This window comes from Pseudomonadota bacterium (assembly GCA_016711215.1).
Taxonomy (GTDB): domain Bacteria; phylum Myxococcota_A; class Polyangia.
Window position 1 is genome coordinate 189889 of the sequence record JADJTL010000005.1, and the last position, 17570, is coordinate 207458.

The following is a 17570-nucleotide window of genomic DNA, read 5'->3' on the forward strand; positions in this document are numbered from 1 at the left end:
CCCGCAGCGGCGACGAGCCGGCGCAGGGAAAAGCCGGCGCAGCGGCCTTGACGCCCTGGCCCTCGCGCTGGCAGTTTAGCCGGCGATGACGGTGCGCATCGAGGTGGGCGTTCGCCCCGAACACGACGACCCACGCGGGAGCGCGGCCGCCCGGCGCGCGCAGACCCTGCTCCACCTGCCCGTGGAACGTGTGCGCACCCGCTCGGTCTTCAAGCTGGCCGCCGCGCTGGACCACGAGGCCAGCGCGCGGATCTGCGGGGCGCTGACCGATCCGGTGATCGAAGCCTCGGCGCTCGGAGCGCTACCACTGCCCGACTGCGACTGGATCGTAGGGATCGGCCTGCGGCCGGGCGTGACCGATAACGTCGGGCAAACCGCGGGCGTCTTCGTCGCCGACCTGCTCGCCGGATCACCGGCCGCGCTATCGCAGCCCCCCAAGGTCTACACCGAGACGCTCTACCTGATCTGGGGCGCCACGCTCGAGCGGGAGCAGGTCCGCCGCCTCGCCGTCGAGCTGCTGGCCAATCCCTTGATCGAGCGCATCGAGGTCCAGAGCGCGAGCGAATACGGCGCGCTGCCACCCGACCTCGGGCTGCCGCAAGCCGATACCGGCCAGCCGCCGGTGGTCGAGACGATCGCGCTGCCTGACGACGACCAGGCGCTGCTGGCGCTCAGCCGCGAGCGCACCTTGGCGCTCAGCCGCGACGAGCTGCAGGCGATCCGCGCCTACTATCAGCGCCCCGAGGTGGTTCAGGCGCGCGCGGGCAGCGGGCTGAGCAATGAGCCGACCGATGTCGAGCTCGAGGCGCTGGCGCAGACCTGGTCCGAGCACTGCAAACACAAGATCTTCAACGCGCTGATCCGTTACACGGACGAGCACGGTCACAGCAAGACGATACATTCGCTCTTTCGCAGCTACATCGTCGAGACCACGCGGCAGGTCGGCCAGCGCGTCGACTGGCTGGTCTCGGTCTTCCACGACAACGCCGGCGTGGTGCGGATCGCTGACGATCTCTACCTCGTCTTCAAGGTCGAAACGCATAACAGCCCGAGCGCGCTCGACCCTTACGGCGGCGCGATCACCGGCATCGTCGGCGTCAACCGCGATCCCTTCGGCACAGGCATCGGCGCGGCGCTCTTGGCCAACACCTGGGGTTACTGCCTCGGCTCGCCCTTCTACGACGCGCCCCTCCCCGCGGGCCTGCTGCATCCGCGGCGGATCCGCGACGGCGTCCACCAGGGCGTCATCGACGGCGGCAACCAGAGCGGGCTGCCCTACGTCCGCGGCTTCGAGCTCTTCGATGATCGCTTCATCGGCAAGCCGCTGGTCTTCTGCGGCACGCTGGGGCTGATGCCGGCGCAGATCGGCGGGCGTCCGAGCGAGAGCAAGGACGTGTGCCCCGGCGATGTGATCGTCATGATCGGCGGGCGAATCGGCAAGGACGGGATCCACGGCGCGACCTTCTCCAGCGAGGCGCTCCACGCCGCATCGCCGGCGCACGCCGTGCAGATCGGCGACCCGATCACCCAGAAGCGGCTGACCGACATGCTGCTCGAGGCGCGTGACGCCGGGCTCTACCGCACGCTGACGGATAACGGCGCGGGCGGGCTGAGCTCGTCGGTCGGCGAGATGGCGCGCATCAGTGGCGGTGCCGAGCTCGAGCTCGATCGCGCGCCGCTGAAGTATGACGGGCTGATGCCCTGGGAGATCCTGCTCAGCGAGGCGCAGGAGCGGATGACGCTGGCGGTGGCGCCAGAGCACGTCGAAGCGCTGCTGGAGCTCGCGCGGCGGCGCGAGGTCGAGGCCACGCCCATTGGCCGTTTCACCGCCGACGGACACCTCCGCGTGCGCTACGCCGATCGCCTCGTCGCCGACCTGGAGCTCGCCTTCCTGCACGAGGGCTGCCCCCAGCTGCAGCTCCGGGCGCGCTGGACCCCGCCGCCCGGCGACGATCTCGACGCGCTCGGCATTGAGCTCGATCGCGTCGCTTGCGGCCCGGTGCTGCTGGCGCTGCTCGCCAGCCTCGACCTCTGCGCGAAGGTCGATAAGTGTCGGCAGTACGACCACGAGGTCAAGGGGCTCTCGGTGATCAAGCCCCTGGTGGGCGCTCAGGGCGATATCCCCGCCGACGCCGCCGTCCTGCGGGTGCGTCACGGGGACGCGCGCGCCGTGATCGTCGCCGACGCGATCGCACCGCGGCTCTCCGACCTCGATCCGGGCGCGATGGCGGGCTGGGTCACAGACCTCGTCTTGCGCCGCATCATCGCCGCTGGCGGGGAGCTCGGCCGCGTGGCGGCGCTCGACAACTTCTGCTGGCCCGATCCTGTCCAGTCCGCGTCGACGCCCGACGGCGAGCAGAAGCTCGCTGGCCTGGTGCGCTGCTGCGAGTCGCTCCACGACACTGCCCGCGCGCTCGACCTCCCGCTGATCTCCGGCAAAGACAGCATGAAGAACGACTCGCTGCGCGGCGGCGTGAAGATCTCGATTCCACCGACCCTGCTGCTCTCGGCCGTCGGCTGGATCGACGACGCGCGCCGCGCGCTGGACCTCAGCGTGCCCCACGCGGGCACGCCGCTCTACGTGCTCGGCACCACCCGCCCGGCCCTCGGAGCCTCGGCCCTGCTGGCGCAGCTCGGCCGCCAACAGGGAAGGCCGCAGCTCGTCGGCCGCGACGTCCCGCGGACGAGCGCTGCGGAGTGCCAGGCGGCTTGTGGCGCCTTGCAGGCGGCGATCGACGAGGCCTTCGTCGTCGCTGCACATGCCCCGCATGTCGGCGGTCTGGCCGTCGGCCTGGCGATGATGGCGCTGGCGGCCGACCTCGGCATCGAGGCCGACCTCGCCGCGGCACCCGCCGAGATCCCGCTCTCGACTGCCGCCCTGCTCTTCGCCGAGACCCCCTCGCGCTTCATCGTCGCGGTCGCCGCCGAGCGCGCGCAGACCTTCGAGGATCTCTGCGAGGAGCGGCGCGTGCCCTGGGGCCGGATCGGTTTCACCGTCACGGCGGCGCACCTGGTGCTGACGCATGGCAGCGATCGGCGCCCCGCGATCGACCTGCCCCTGACGGCCTTGCGCGCGCCCTACCGGGAGACGCTGCGTGGCGTCTAGCACCGTGCATGTCCTGCTCCCGACCGGTCTCGGCATCAACTGCGAGGCCGAGACGGCGCATGCCTTTGCCCTCGCGGGCGCACAGGTCGACGCGCTTCACGTCAACGATCTGATCGCCCAGCCCGAGCGCCTGGCGCGGGCCCAGCTCCTCGTGCTGGCCGGCGGCTTCTCCTTCGGCGACCACCTCGGCGCCGGACGCGCGCTCGCCAACCGGCTGCGCTGCCGCCTCGCCGCGCCGCTCGAGCGCTTCATCGCCGACGGTGGGCTCGTCCTCGGCATTTGCAATGGCTTCCAAACGATGGTGCGGCTCGGTCTCCTCCCCGAGGGTCGTCTGGGGCCACAGCGCTGCACGCTGGCGCATAACCGTCACGGTACCTTCTACGACGGCTGGGTCACCGTCGGCTGCGAGGGCAACTCGCCCTGCCTCTACACGCGCGGCCTAGAGCGCCTCGAGCTGCCGGTGCGCCATGGCGAGGGTCGCCTGCTGGCGCCTGCGGCGCTGGTGGCGCGGCTCGAGGAGGCCGCGTTGATCCCGCTGCGCTACCTCGATCCCCTCAGCGGCACGCCGAGCGAGACCTTCCCCGCCAACCCCAACGGATCGCTGGCGGCGGCGGCCGGGCTCTGCGATCCGAGCGGTCGTATCTTTGGGTTGATGCCCCATCCGGAGGCCTTCCTCTACGCCGAGAACCATCCGCATTGGCGTCGCCGTCCGGCGGCGGCCCACGGCGACGGGCTCCAGATCTTCGTCAACGCCGTGGCGGCCTGTCGCGGCCGCTGAGCCCCGGCGCCCGCCTCGCACGGGGGAATCTCCTTGACCACAGAGACCATCGTCGTCAGCGGCGGTGCCGGGTTCATCGGCAGCCACCTCAGCGATACGTTCATCGCCGCCGGGCATCGCGTGATCGTGATCGATGACCTCTCGAGCGGCCTGCGGGAGCAAGTTCATCCCGCGGCCGAGCTGCACGTGCTCGATGTGCGCAGCGCCGAGGCGGCGCGCGTGATCGAGCAATCGGCGGCCACCGTGCTCTGCCACCAGGCGGCGCAGATCGACGTGCGCGCCTCCGTCGCCGATCCGCGCCGCGACGCGGAGATCAATATCCTCGGCCTGCTCAACCTGGTCGAGGCCGGGCGCCGCGGACGCCTCTCGCGCGTGGTCTTCGCCTCGAGCGGCGGCACAGTCTATGGCGAACAGCTGCGCTTCCCCGCGGATGAGGACCATCCGACGCGCCCCATCTCCCCCTACGGCGTGAGCAAGCTCGCCTGCGAGCACTACCTCGGCTACTACCAGGCCACACATGGGATCGACGTCACCTGCCTGCGCTACGCCAATGTCTACGGCCCCCGACAGCAGGCCCATGGTGAAGCAGGCGTCGTCGCGATCTTCCTCGGGCGGCTGCTCCGCGACGAGGCGCCGTTGGTCTACGGCGACGGCGAGCAGACCCGCGATTACGTCTACGTTGGCGACGTCGCGGCCGCCAACCTCCGCGCGCTGACCGCGCGTGGCTTCGGCGTGTTCAACGTGGGCACGGGCCTCGAGACCTCCGTCAACGCGCTGCTCGAGGGCCTGCGCGCGATCGTCGGCGGCCCGCCCGGCAGGCCTGCCGAGGCGCGCGCCGGCGAGCAGCGCCGCAGCGCGATCACGGCGGCACGACTCGAGCGCGCGCTCGGCTGGCGCCCGCAGACCGCGCTGGCCGAGGGCTTGCGCGCGACGGCGGCTTGGTTTCGGCAGTGAACCAGCTCGCCGCGGCGCTGCGTCGCGACAAGCTCCTGACCGCCGCCTTCGTGTTGCTGGCGACCGCGCATCTGCTGCCGTTGCTGCTCGTGCGACACCTGCCGATGGGAGATGCACCCGCGCACCTCGCCGTGGTCGAGATCTGGCGCACCCCAGAGGGCCAGGGCCTGATGGGCCAGGCCTACGAGCGTCGGGGCGGCCTGCCGCCCTACCTGACCTATTACGGCGCGCTGCGCGTGCTCGGCAGCGTGATCAGCCTTGAGGCAGCCAACAAGCTGCTGATCGTCGGCTACGCCCTGGTGCTGCCGCTCAGCCTCGCCTATCTCCTCGCTGCCTTCGGTCGCGATCGTCGGCTGGCGCTGCTCGGCTTCCCGCTGATCTACAACGTCTGCTTCATCCACGGCTTCATCGCCAACCTGATCGCCTTACCGCTCCTCCTCGGGGCGCTCGGGCTGCTGCAGCGCTACCTGTTGACGCCGAGCTTGCGACGCGAGCTGCTGCTGGCGCTGCTCGTCGCCGCGCTCTACTTCACCCACCTTCTGGCGGCCGTCCCCTTCGCCATCGCGGGACCGATCGTCTTCTTCGCTCACGTGCGCCGGCCGCGGGCGATCGTGCGGCGGAGCCTCTTCGTCTGGCCAACGCTCGCCGTCGCGATCGGCTGGACGCTGCGCAGCTCGGCAGGCCAGGGCTTCAGCGGGCCCCAGCGCACGCCGGGGCTCAACATGGTCGTGGCGCTCGACTGGCTCAACAACTTCCTCGTCGGCTCGGTCGACGAGATCGTGCTGCTGACGATGCTCGGCACGCTGATCGCGTGCCTGCTGCTCCCCGCGGGGAGGCCCGCGACCAGCGCGCTGCCGCGGGGCCACTGGGCCTTGGGTGTCAGCGCGCTCGCGCTTGCGGCGCTCTACTTCGTCACACCCGGCCACCTCAGCCGGCCCTGGTACCACTGGGCGACCAACGTGCGCCTGGTCTTGCCGGCGCTCCTGCTGCTCTTGACCCTGCCGCAGGCGCGGCTGAGCGGCCCGCGGGCCCTGCTGCTGGCACCGCTCGTCGGCGTGATGCTCTTTGGCGCCGTCGTGACGGCGCAGGGCTTCCGCCGCTTCGACGCCACGGTTCGGCACCTCGACCGCATTCTGCCGGCCATTCCAGCGAACCGCCGCGTGCTGTCGTTGGTCTATGACGAGACCGACGGCGTCCATCAGGGCTTCCCGCTGCGCCACCTCCCGCTGCTCTACCAGGTCCGCAGCGGCGGCTACATGCCCTACGACTTCGACATGCCGATGATGCCGATCGGCTATCGCCAACCGGTCACGCCCGCCCCCTTCTTCAAGAACCCCCTCGATTTCCGCTACGCGGAGCACGGGCGCTACTACGACTACTTCCTGGCGATCTTCCGCTCGGCAGGCGAGGCCCCTCCAACCATCGCGGGTGCCACCGTCGACCAGGTGCGGCTGGTCAAGGCCAGCGGACGCTTCGCCCTCTACCGCAACGTGGGCGGTCGATCGCGTCGCTGAGCGCGCGCACCCGCACCTCGGCTAGGGCGCGCCTGGCGCCTCGTCCTCACGCCCCGGGCGCTCGCGCTTGCTCGCCAGCAGCAATCGGCAGTCGGCCTCGTCGAGGACGAAGGGCGAGATACCCGCGCGCCGACCGAGACAGCGACCGTCGGCGTCCCGCGCGAGCAGCAGCTCGGCCAAGGGTCGCGGCGCCGGGCCGGCGTCTATCGCTGCCTGACCCCAGAACGCCACCTCCGCGAGCAGCTGCGCCGAGCGGGGCCAGGCTGGCAACCAGCGCGCGATGCGCAGGGTCTCGAGCCGATCGAGGAGCGCGGCCACCAAGGCGCGATCGACGTCGCCAGGCTCGGGCGTGAGCACCCGCCAGCCCGCGTCGCCGCGCGCAATCGCCTCGCGCAGGGCCGGTCCGGCGACCACGACCCGTTGCAGCTGCTCGCGTGGTACGCGCAGGGCGACCCGCTCACGCAGGTCGAGGGTCGCGTCGCTCAACAGCTCGGCAGCCGCCCCTGGCAGCCAAAGGATGGCCGCCTCGTCGCCGCGTCGCACAGCCAATCGCCCGCGCGCATCGGGCGCGCCGAAGCGCAAGACCTCCGCCTCCGCGGCGCGTGCCCGCTCGAAACGCAGCGTGGCGACCGACCCGTCCACCCTGGCCCGCAGCCGGGTTTCGTCGGCCATCGCTTCGACCTCGCCGCGCCAGCCGCCGAGCGCCGCGAGCCACTCGCGCAGCGCGTCCGCCTCCGCGGGCGGCCCTCCCGCGCCAACGCGCCAGGTCGCGCCGTCACGCACCAAGGTCAGCGTCTTGCCGGGACGGCGGACAACAATCCCTTCCAGCTCGGGTTCCTCGCTGCGCAGCAGCGCCGTGTCGACGAGTTGCTCGGCCCGCAGCGTGAGCGGCTGCAGGGCCTCAGCGTCGACGCAGCCGCCGCTCAACGCCCCGCCCAGACGCCGCCCCACCCAGGCCCGTCCGGCCTCGCCGGCGCAGCTCACACCGAGCTCGAGCTCGACGAGACGATCCGCCGCGCCGACCTTCACCCGCCACGCCGCCGGTCCAGCCGGTCGCGCGGAGAAGCGATCGACGCGCAGCGCCGCCAGCGCGCCGATCAGCCGCTCTGCCGCCAGGGGATCGGCACGCAGCGCCGCCGCCTCACCGGCCGCCACGCTGAAGCCGCGCCCGCTCCGCCGCAGTCGCAACCGCGGTCCCGCGCCCGCCAGCACCTCCACCGACTCGACGTCCCCGGCCGTCCACGGCACCAGCTCGCGCTCGCGCAGGGCATCGGCCTCCAGCTCCACGCTCTCCGCGAAGCTGCGCTCCACCACCCTCAGCTCGTCACCGAGCGCCACATAGACGCCCAGGTCTGAGGCATCGGCGCCGCCCACCGCCAGGGTCTGTGGCGACCCACCGCGCTGCAGCAGGGTCAGGCGCAGGCGCGGCGGGTCGAGCCCGCGCTGCGCCCGCGAGACGCCGGCGGCGAGCGGCTGCAACACCTCCGTTAGCTCGAGCGTCGCGAGCAGGCGCGCCATCGCCGCCGCATCGACCGGTGCGCGCACCGGTTGCGAGATCCACCACTCCCGCTCTCCGCGCCGCTCCAGCGCGAGCACGGGACGTCCCGCCGCGACGAAGCGCAGCCCAACCAGCCGCGCCCGGTCAAACTCCGGGAGCAGGCGATTGCGCCGCCGCGCCTGCGCGTCGGTCGACGGCTTTTGGCGCTCGACGATCAGCACGTAGCTGGCGAGCCCGAGCGCGCAGAGCGCCAACCAAAGCAAGGTGCGCGCGCGCATCGCTTCAACGCCTCCGACGCCACCAGGCGATCAACGCCGCGGCCAACGCCAAGCCCGGCAGCGCCACGACGGTCAGCGCCCAGACCCGGCGCAGCTGACCCGCATCCGCGATCAGGCGCGTGCGCTCCACCGTCCGCGCTCCGATCCCCAGCCGCTGCGACTCCTCGACCAGCCAATGCAGCGCGGAAAGCAAGAGGTCGCGGTTGTCGTCACGCGACGCATCCGCGCCCAGTCGGTCATTGAGCACACCACGCTCGCTTCCCAGCACGACGATCCGGGCCCGACGCCAACGCACGGCCGCCGCCACCGTCACCGGCCCGACGCCGTCCAGCCCGGCGTCGAAGCGCAGGGCGCGATCGCCGCGCAGCGCGGCCAGGTCACCCTCCCCCCAGCCGCGCGCGCTGCTCTGCACGAGGGGGGCGACCTGCAGCCCGGGCCGCGTCGTGGCCGCCTCGGGGGCCGGACGCACCTCGCGCGCGAGCGGCCAGACCGTCAGCCGTCCCGCCATCACCCGCGCCAGCGGATGATCGCTATAGCCATCGCGCGTACCCCAGGTCAGCAGCGGCTGCTCGCCAGGCAGCGCCTGCGGATCGACGACGACATTGCGCGGCAAGGCCACGCCCCAGGTCTGCAGCCAGGGTTCGATCCCACAGCCGCGGTAGCGCGTCACGCCACGGTCGAGCAGGGGCCCGATCAACACGAGCAGTCGGCCGCCGCCCGTCAGAAAGCGATCGAGCGCAGCCAGCTCGCGCGCCGCGAGGAGCCGCGTCGGCCCGCCGATCAGCACCACGTTGCATCCGCGGGCGCCGCCGAGCAGCTCGGTGCCGCTCAGCTCACGCGGCCTCAGCGCGTCGCGGCGTAGCTCGTCGGCGAGCTCTCCGTAGCCCGCGGGTGCGTAGGAGTCGCTCGACGCCTCGCCATGCCCCGTGGTGAAGCAGACGGTGACGGCGCGCGGCTGCGTCACGGCCAGGAGGGCCGCCAGCAGCTCAGACTCGCCGCGAAACGCGCTAATCACGTGCCGGCCGCCCTCGCTGCGCCTTTCGGCCAGCGCGCGCGCTGGCACGTAGCGACTGCGTCCGCCGCTGGAGACCACCACGACCCCCTCGCGCAGCTCGGATCGCGGCACGCCCAGCGCCTTCGCGCGCAGCGTCGCCGCGGCTGGGTCCGCGTCGACATCGATGAAGCGCGTCTGCAGCCGCGTGGACCACCGCGCCAGTTGGCGCAGCAGCTCGCGCAGCTCGCCATCGACAGCGTCGGCCGCCGGCGCGGCCGGCGCCATTAGCACCGTGATCCGTACTGGCTGACGCAGCCCGGTGAGCACGCGGCGGGTCGTCTCGGCGAGGGCGTAGACCCGAGCGCCAGTCCAATCCGCGCGGACGTAGTGGCGCGCGCCCAAATAGTTGAGCAGCCCGAGGTTGATCGCGATCAGCGCCAGCCCCGCGACCAGTCGCAGCGCCGCCGCCCGCTCGGAGGCGGCACCCACGGTAGAGGCCGCCAAGCGCCAGCGGCTGCGTAACCAGCAAAGCATCCCAGCTCCTCGCGCCTAGGGCCGACGCCGCAGGCCGAGGTAGCCCGTCGCAGCGCTGAGGCAGCAGGTGATCACGCTCGCATCCAGCAGCAGGTGCCGACTGTCCACGAGTCCACGCGCGAAGTCGTCGAGCTGCGCCAGCACATCGGCCCGCTCGAGCAGCGCCGCCAGCGCCGGATCGCTGACGAAGCCGCGCAGCGGACCGAGCAGCACCCAGAGGACGAGCAAGGCGCTGCAGAGCAGAGCCGCGAGCAGCGGCTGCGCCGTCAGTGCGGAGCAGAGCGCGCCGACCGCGAGCGCCGTCGCCCCGATCGCCAAGGTCCCCAGATAACCGGCCGCGACCGACCCCCAGTCGAAGGCGCCGCGCTCCGCCAGCCAGGCAGCGATCAGCACGTAGAGCACCGTGGGCAGCCAGAGCGTCGCGTAGAAGATCGTGGCCGCGGCGTACTTGCCGACGACGATCGCCAGCGGTCGCACGGGCGCCGTCAGCAGGCCCTCGAGCGTCGCGATGCGGCGCTCCTCCGCGAAGAGCCGCATCGTCGTCAGCGCCACCAGGAGAATCACGAAGAGCCAATAGAGAAGCGTCCCACCGAAGAAGAGCCGCAGCGGGGTGCCGTGCGGCGCAAAGGGCTGCGCCATCAGCTCGACGAAGAGGTAGAAGGTGTAGCCCTGAACCAGCAGAAACGCCGTCAGCAGCGTCCAACCGAGCGGCGTACGGTAGTAGCCTGCCAGCTCACGACGGGCGATCGCGACCCACGCCATTAGCGTTCTCCAGCTCGGGCGTCGCGCGCCGCGTCGCCGCGCGTCAGGTCGGCGAAGGCCTGCGCCAAGGGCGTGCGCTCGACGCGCAGCTCCTGCAGCCCCCAGCCCGCCGCCACGACCGACTGCGCCAAGCCTTCGCGCGTGGCGCGGGCGCTGGCGCCGGAGAGGCGGTAGCGCCCGACGCCCGGCCTGCCGGCGAGCTCGATCGCGTCGAGGACGCCGACCCCGGGCAGCGTCTCCAGCCGGGCCCGCACCGCGGCGCTGGCCCCGCGGATGGTCACCACGAGCACGCCACCGTCACCCTCGCTCAGCGCAGCGAGCGCGCCCTGCGCCACGACGACGCCGTGATCGATCAACACCAGCTCGCTGCAGATCGCCTCGACCTCTGCCAGTAGGTGGCTCGAGAGCAGGACGGCCTGCGTGCCGGCGAGCGAGCGAATCAGCTCGCGCACCGCCTCGAGTTGATTCGGATCGAGCCCGGCCGTCGGCTCATCGAGCACGAGCAGGGGCGGCGCACCGAGCAGGGCCTGCGCCAGGCCGACGCGTTGACGGTAGCCACGCGAGAGCTGTCCGATCACCCGGCGATCGACCGCGCGGAGGCCGCAGCGCTCGATCACCCGCTCGACCTCCGCCCGCACCCTGCGTCCGCGCAGGCCACCCAGCCGCGCGCGATAGGCGAGCTGCTCCCTGACCCGCAGCTCCGGGTAGAGCGGCGCGTGCTCCGGCAGATAGCCGACCAGCCGCCGCGCCGCGAGCCCGTCGCGCAACACATCGCAGCCGCCGATGCGCACCCGCCCGCCGCTCGGCGCGAGGTAGCCGCAAATCACGCGCATGCACGTTGTCTTGCCGGCGCCGTTCGGCCCCAGCAGGCCGACCGCCTGGCCGGCCGCCACGCCAAAGCTGACGCGATCGATCACCGTGCGACCGGCGAGCCGCTTGCTCAAGGCGTCGACCTCGAGCAGCGTCGTCGCCGGGGGCCGTGCAGCGTCCACGCTCAGCCGCCCGTCGGCCTCGCGCCACGCAAGGGCAGCGCGATGGTGAAGGTGGTGCCCTCTCCCGCCCGCGAGTCGCAGCGCACCGTACCGCCGTGCTCGTCGACGATGCGCTTGACGATCGCCAGGCCGAGGCCGCTGCCGTCGACCTTGCCGGCGGTGGCGAAGGCCTCGAAGAGGCGATCCCGCACCTCCTCCGGCACGCCGAGACCGGTATCGCTGCAGCTCAGCAGCAGCTGACCCTCGGAGGCCGCTACCGCCAGGGTCAGCCGACCGCCCTGGGGCATCGCCTGCACGGCGTTGCGCGCCAGGTTGTGAAGCGCGCGCCGGAGCTTGTTCTCGTCGAAGTGGGCCGTCCCCTGATAGGCCAGATCGAACTGCAGCGCGATCGGCCGCTCCGCGAGCTCGTGCCGCAGGTGCTCCTCGATCTCGCGCATGAACTTCCGCAGGTAGACCTTGCGCACCAGCAGCTGGCTCTCGCCGCGCGCAAAGCACAGGACCTCACGGATCATCGCCGCCATCACCTCGAACTGCGAGAGGATGTTCTCGGCATAGGCCGCGCGCGTCGGCTGATCGGCGTCGACCATCAGCTGTGCGAAGCCCGAGATCACCGTCATCGGCGTGCGCAGGTCGTGCAGCACGCCTGCCAAGAGGTGGCCAACCCCGACCAAGCGCTCCTCGCGCAGCCGCTGCTCGCGGTAGCGGGCCAGCTCGATCGCCGGCGCGACCCGCCCCGCGATCAGCGTCACGACCTGCAGGTCCGCAGCATCGAAGACCGCGCCGTCCTGGCGATTGACCAGCTCCAGCGCACCAACGGCCTCCTCCTGTCCGCGCAAAGGCACACAAAGCACGCTCTGCGGGCGCAGGGCGCGCCGCTGCGCCACCTCGCTGACGAAGCGCCCCTCCGCGGTCGCATCGTCGATGCTGAGCGCCTGCCGGTGTTCGGCGACCCAGCCGGCGAGGCCCTCTGCCTGCGCCACGGGCGCGCCGAGCAGCACCGGCGCCCCGCCCGTCGGCGGCGTTGCCGAGCAATAGAGCCGGTCGCCGGCCGGCAGGCGCAGCAGGATTCCGGCGGCCTCCACGCGCAGACGGCGCTCTGTGAGCGTGAGCAGACCCAGCAATAGCTCGTCGAGCGAGGTCGCGGCGGCGAGCTGTTGCTGCACCTCCAGCAAGAGCGCGAGCTCGCTCATCCGCCGCTCCAGGGCCTGCTGGGTGCGCCGCAGCGCCTCGTTCTGCGAGAGCACCGACGCGTAGAGCCGGCTGTTCTCGAGCGCCAGCGCCGCCTGCGCACCGAGCGCCAGCAGCAGCTCCTCGTCCTCGCGATCGAAGACCCCGCGGCGCTTGTTCAGCACCTGGATCACGCCAATGGTCGCGCCCTGCTGGTCGCGCAGCGGCACGCAGAGGATCGACCGCGTGTGGTAACCCGAGCGCCGATCGACCGCCGGCGAGAAGCGCTCGTCAGCGTAGGCGTCTGGAATGTTGACGACGACCCCCGTCTTCGCCACCCAGCCGGCGATGCCCTCGCCCAGCACCAAGCGGATCTCACGGAGGTCGCCGCCCTCGACCACCCGGGTCCAGAGCTGCCCGGCGTCCGCATCGACGAGGTAGAGGGTCGACCGCTCGGCCTCCATCAGCGCGGTGGTCGTGGCGACGATCAGGTGCAACAGCGGATCGAGCTCGAGCGTCGAGCCGATCGCCCGCGCGATCTCTTGAATCGCGCGCAGCTTGTTGCGCTCGCGTTGGAGGACTTGGTCAATGCTCATCGGCTGGCCGCCGCCCTATTCTAATGCAGCTCGGTCCACGGCGACGAGCCGAACGCTGTGGCCGTGGCGCCACGCGCGTGAACCGGCGCTCACGCTCCGGAGCGGGGCGCGCGCGTCAGCCGGGTCGGCTATCCGGGGAATCCGCTGTCCCGGCCGGGGGGTCCAGGTGGCTGGCATCCGACGTGCTACGCTTGGCCTCGCCAGCGATCGCCGCGACGCTCCCCGTTATGACGGCGCACAGGAGGATCACCATGTATCGCGAGCTCCAGTCCTTTCCTCGCCAGCGGCGCGCCACCAGCAGCTCGATGCTGATCGCGCTCCTCCTCGCGTCCACCGCGAGCACCGGCGCGCTAGCCCAGGGGCTGGACCCCAACGCCGGCTTCCAGGACGACTACAGCGATGTCATCGACGACCAAACGCTGCCCGAAGAGGCGCCGCTCGACGACGGCACACCGATCACCGACGTCGCGCCACCACCTGAGGCCTACGCTGCGCCGCCGATGGCCGGCGACCCAGCCGCCCAGGGCTACGCTCCCGCGCCGGACGGCCCGGGCACGGTCTATCGCCCCGCTTCGACCTTGCCGCCGGGGCTGGCGACCCACTATCGCACCCTCGCGCCCTACGGCCGCTGGCTGCACCTCCCCGAACTCGGCCCGGTCTGGGTACCCGATCGCGCGGTCGTCGGCGATGGCTTCGTGCCCTACTCCACCGGCGGCGAGTGGATGCCCACCGATCAAGGCTCGATGTTCGTCGCCCGCGCCTGGTCCTGGGGTTGGCTGCCCTTCCACTACGGGCGCTGGTTCCGCCATCGCTCCCTTGGCTGGGCCTGGCGGCCGGGCTCGGTCTGGGCGCCCGCCTGGGTTCGCTGGCGCGTCGGCGGCGACTACATCGGCTGGGCGCCGATGCCGCCCGCGGCGCGCTACTTCGCCAACAGCTCCTGGGTCTTCGCTGACCAAGACAACTGGCTCGGCCCGCGCATCCATGAGCGTCTGCTTCCACGGCAGCGCTGGTCAGTGGCCTTCGGCCTCACCACGCCCTACACGCGCAGCGTGATCTATCGCGACGGTCGTGCGCGGGCACGCTGGTATCGCGGACCCGAGCCGCGTGCTTCTTGGGCCGGGCGCTACCGCCCGATCAGGGTGAAGCTCCGCCGCGCTTTCGCACGCTCGCCGAGGTGCAGGTCCAGCCCTTCGGCGCCGCCGGCCGCACCGTGCATACAGTGCCCGGTCAGGCGCGCTTTCGGGTGGTCACGCGCGACGTCCCCGTCACGCGGGGCGTCCGCGTCACCCGCGGCATCCCCGCGACGCGCGAGGTGCGCATCACGCGCGAGGTTCGCCGCTATCCCGGCGCGAACGCTACGACCACCGCGCCAAGCCGCGTCGTGATTCGTCGTGGCGTCGTTCCCGGTCGCGGCCCTGCTGCGGCCCCGCCCGCGACGAACGACGACGATAACCGCCGCCGCCGCAGAGGCCTCGGCGGCGGCGGCCCCGCCGAGGATGCCCCTGCCGTGCAGCCGGAGCGCGTGCCGGCCGGCGGCCACCGCGGACGCGTCAACATCCGCTATCGCTAGTTGCCCTGATCTCGCTCTAGTGCGGGTCTAGTGCGCGTCGCCCCAGCTCGGACCGTAGCCCACGTCCACCTGCAGCGGGACGTCGAGCACGGCGACCTGAGCCATCGCCTCGCGCACCAGCGCAGCCACCGCCTCGACCTCACCCTCTCGCACCTCGAAGACGAGCTCGTCGTGCACACTGAGGATCATCGGCGCCTCCAACCCCGCCGCGCGTAGGGCGCCCTCGACCCGGATCATCGCCAGCTTGATCAGATCCGCCGCCGTGCCCTGGATCGGCGTGTTGCGGGCGATGCGCTCGGCCGCGGCCCGCGCCGCGAAGGAGCCGACCGTCAGCCCCGGCACCGGACGCCGCCGACCGAGCAGCGTCCGCACCTCTCCCGTCGCTCGCGCCTCGGCGACGATTCGCTCCATGAAGGTCTGAACCCCGGCATAGCGCGCGAAGTAGTCGTCGATGTAGCGCCGCGCGACCGCTCGCGGCAAGTGGAGCTGGCGGCTCAGGCCCCAGTCGCTCTGGCCATAGATGACGCCGAAGTTCACCGCCTTGGCGACTCGGCGTTGTTCCTCGCTGACGTCCTCGGGCGCGACGCCGAAGACCTCGGCGGCCGTCCGGCGGTGAACGTCTTGGCCGCGACGGAAGGCATCGACCAGCACAGGATCTTGCGAGAGATGCGCCAGCACGCGCAGCTCCACCTGGGAATAGTCGCCGGAAAGCAGGACACACCCGGGCGGCGCCGTGAAGGCGCGCCGAATACGCCGGCCGAGCGGGCCGCGAATCGGGATGTTCTGCAGATTGGGATCGGAGCTGCTCAGCCGCCCGGTCGCGGCGACGGCCTGGTTGTAGCGCGTATGCACCCGGCCGCTGCCTGGATCGATCAAGGCCGGCAGCGCATCGAGCCAGCCGCTCTTGATCTTGTGGAGGGTGCGGTAGGCTTCGATCTGCCCGGCGATCGGGTGCTCGAGCGCCAGGTCCGCCAGGACCTCGCTATCCGTCGAGTAGCCGGTCTTGGTCTTCTTGCCGGCCGTCAGGCCAAGCTGGTCGAAGAGCAGGCTGCGCAGCTGCTTCGGCGAGTTGATGTTGATCGCCCAGCCCGCCTGCTCTTGGATCGCGCGCTCGAGCTGGCGCAGCTCGAGCGCCACTTCCTCGCCGATCGCCCGCAACTCGCGGGCCTCGACCAGGCAACCGCGCAGCTCCATCGCCGCCAGGATATCGCTCAGCGGCCGCTCGACCTCGCGCATCAGGCGCGAGAGCGGCGGGTCGCGCGCCAGCTCGACCCCGAGGCGCGAGGTCACCTCCCAGGTCGCCACGGCCGCCGCCGCGACGCTGCGCGCGCTCTCCCGCAGCGTCGCCTCACCATCGACCGCGCCGCGGCGGCCGGCCCCGGATGGCAGCGCCAAATCCTGCCGCAGATAGAGGCGAGCCAACGCCCCGAGATCGTGCGTCGGGCGCGAGGGATCGAGCAGGTAGGACGCCAGCATCGGGTCGTCGGCCACGCCGCAGAGCGGCAGCCCGGCGCGACCCAGGACCGTCGTCGCTAGCTTGACGTCGTGGATGTACTTGACGATCCCAGAATCGGCCAGCAGCGGGGCCAGCGCGGCGGTGACCTGGGCCCACGCTAGCTGGCGCGGCGCGCCGAGGAAGAGGTGCCCCACCGGCACGTAGGCAGCGGTCTCTGGATCGACGCAGAGCCCGAGCCCGAGCACCTGCGCCTGAGACGGCCGTTGATCCGGCTCGAGGTCGAAGCTCAGCGCCAGCCGTCCGCTCGCCGTCGCTCGCGCCAACAACCCCTCGAGCTCCGCCATGCTCAACACGAGCGCCTGCGGCGCCGCGACGACGCCCGCCTCGGGCGCTGCCGCGTTCGTCGGTACTGCCTCGGCCGCTGCCGCGTCTGTCGGTACCGCCTCGGCCGCTGCCGCGTCTGTCGGTACTGCCTCGGCCGCTAGGGCGTCGGCTGCCGCGAGGCGCTGCCGTAGGCGACCGAGCTCGAGCCGCTCGACCAGCGCGCCGAGCGCTGCCTTGTCGGGAGCCTGGCACTTCAGCGCCTCGACGCCCAGGGCGAGCGGGCAGTCCTCGCGCAGGGCCACGAGACGGCGCGAGAGGCGCGCCAGCTCAGCATGCTCGCGCAGCGCCTGTTGGAGCTTCTTGCCCGCGGCCTGATCCGCGGCCGCCAGGACACCCTCGAGGCTGCCCCATTGCCCCAGCAGCTTGCTCGCGGTCTTGGCCCCGATGCCCGGCACGCCGGGGACGTTGTCGCTCGTGTCGCCGACCAAGGCCAACCAATCGCCGAGCTGCGCCGGCACGACACCGTAGCGCGCGACCACCTCTGCGACGCCGTAGAGCTTATCCTTCATCGTATCGAGCAGCCGCACCTGCTCGTCGACGAGCTGCATCAGGTCCTTGTCGCTGCTGACGATCACCACGTCGAACCCGCGCCGGCGGGCCTCGCGCGTCAGCGTCGCGATTAAATCGTCGGCCTCGAGGCCCTCGGCCTCGATCACCGGTACGCGGAAGGCCGTCAGCAGCTCGCGCACCAGCGGGAATTGTCGGGACAGCTCGGGCGGCGTCGGGGGGCGATGCGCCTTGTAGTCGGCAAAGAGCGCCTGCCGAAACGATGGCCCGCGGTCGAAGACCGCCGCCAAGTACTCCGGGCGCTGCTCGTCGAGCAGCTTGAGCAGCATGTTGCAGAAGCCGTGCACCGCCCCGGTCGGCGTGCCGTCGGCCGTGCTCAAGGGAGGCAGCGCGTGGAAGGCGCGAAAGACGAAGCCCGGCGCATCGATCAGGAAGAGACGGGCTGGAGCGGGGGAATCAGGCATTTCGGAGCCTTAACAC

General features: G+C 71.9%; 11 protein-coding genes. 5 read left to right on the forward strand and 6 right to left on the reverse strand.

From position 1 onward, the window contains the following. Positions 1-85: 85 nt before the first annotated feature. The 4 genes from IPL40_13950 to IPL40_13965 are packed head-to-tail and all read left to right on the forward strand — an operon-like array spanning position 86 to position 6352. Positions 86-3106, forward strand: coding sequence for a phosphoribosylformylglycinamidine synthase (locus tag IPL40_13950; protein ID MBK8482247.1), 3021 nt, complete (start codon positions 86-88; stop codon positions 3104-3106). Then, entirely contained in the window at positions 3096-3884 is a 789-nt protein-coding gene (locus tag IPL40_13955) for a phosphoribosylformylglycinamidine synthase subunit PurQ (GenBank protein ID MBK8482248.1), read from the forward strand. Before IPL40_13950 ends, IPL40_13955 begins: the two co-directional genes overlap by 11 nt. A 33-nt stretch (positions 3885-3917) precedes the next feature. Beyond that, entirely contained in the window at positions 3918-4838 is a 921-nt protein-coding gene (locus IPL40_13960) for an NAD-dependent epimerase/dehydratase family protein (protein MBK8482249.1), read from the forward strand. Beyond that, entirely contained in the window at positions 4835-6352 is a 1518-nt protein-coding gene (locus tag IPL40_13965) for a hypothetical protein (GenBank protein ID MBK8482250.1), read from the forward strand. Before IPL40_13960 ends, IPL40_13965 begins: the two co-directional genes overlap by 4 nt. 21 nt (positions 6353-6373) lie before the next feature. Here the strand turns inward: IPL40_13965 and IPL40_13970 are convergent, their stop codons facing one another. Genes IPL40_13970 through IPL40_13990 form a run of 5 tightly spaced genes read right to left on the reverse strand, consistent with a single transcriptional unit; the run spans position 6374 to position 13173 of the window. Next, positions 6374-8128, reverse strand: a complete 1755-nt coding sequence (locus IPL40_13970) for a DUF4340 domain-containing protein (protein MBK8482251.1) — start codon at positions 8126-8128, stop codon at positions 6374-6376. A 4-nt stretch (positions 8129-8132) separates the two neighbouring features. Beyond that, a complete protein-coding gene (locus tag IPL40_13975; GenBank protein MBK8482252.1) occupies positions 8133-9656 on the reverse strand; it encodes a GldG family protein in 1524 nt (507 codons plus the stop codon). 15 nt (positions 9657-9671) lie between these two features. Then, complete coding sequence (locus IPL40_13980) at positions 9672-10418, reverse strand: ABC transporter permease (protein MBK8482253.1); 747 nt, start codon at positions 10416-10418, stop codon at positions 9672-9674. After that, a complete protein-coding gene (locus IPL40_13985; GenBank protein MBK8482254.1) occupies positions 10418-11410 on the reverse strand; it encodes an ATP-binding cassette domain-containing protein in 993 nt (330 codons plus the stop codon). The genes IPL40_13980 and IPL40_13985 overlap by 1 nt, the downstream gene beginning before the upstream one ends. Before the next feature lie 2 nt (positions 11411-11412). Next, entirely contained in the window at positions 11413-13173 is a 1761-nt protein-coding gene (locus tag IPL40_13990; protein ID MBK8482255.1) for a GAF domain-containing sensor histidine kinase, read from the reverse strand. Between the two features lie 251 nt (positions 13174-13424). Between IPL40_13990 and IPL40_13995 the strand changes: the two genes are divergently transcribed. Beyond that, on the forward strand, positions 13425-14558 hold the full coding sequence (locus IPL40_13995; GenBank protein ID MBK8482256.1) for a hypothetical protein: 1134 nt from the start codon (positions 13425-13427) through the stop codon (positions 14556-14558). A 212-nt stretch (positions 14559-14770) separates the two neighbouring features. On the opposite strand, the gene polA is transcribed toward IPL40_13995, so the two are convergent. Next, complete coding sequence (gene polA, locus IPL40_14000; protein ID MBK8482257.1) at positions 14771-17554, reverse strand: DNA polymerase I; 2784 nt, start codon at positions 17552-17554, stop codon at positions 14771-14773. Between the last annotated feature and the right edge of the window lie 16 nt (positions 17555-17570).

Excerpts from the sequence above, each read along its gene's own strand:
- IPL40_13950 (MBK8482247.1), top strand. The coding sequence starts at position 86 with ATGACGGTGCGCATCGAGGTGGGCGTTCGCCCCGAACACGACGACCCA.
- IPL40_13970 (MBK8482251.1), bottom strand. The coding sequence starts at position 8,128 with ATGCGCGCGCGCACCTTGCTTTGGTTGGCGCTCTGCGCGCTCGGGCTC.
- IPL40_13975 (MBK8482252.1), bottom strand. The coding sequence starts at position 9,656 with ATGCTTTGCTGGTTACGCAGCCGCTGGCGCTTGGCGGCCTCTACCGTG.
- IPL40_13980 (MBK8482253.1), bottom strand. The coding sequence starts at position 10,418 with ATGGCGTGGGTCGCGATCGCCCGTCGTGAGCTGGCAGGCTACTACCGT.
- IPL40_13990 (MBK8482255.1), bottom strand. The coding sequence starts at position 13,173 with ATGAGCATTGACCAAGTCCTCCAACGCGAGCGCAACAAGCTGCGCGCG.
- IPL40_13995 (MBK8482256.1), top strand. The coding sequence starts at position 13,425 with ATGTATCGCGAGCTCCAGTCCTTTCCTCGCCAGCGGCGCGCCACCAGC.
- polA (MBK8482257.1), bottom strand. The coding sequence starts at position 17,554 with ATGCCTGATTCCCCCGCTCCAGCCCGTCTCTTCCTGATCGATGCGCCG.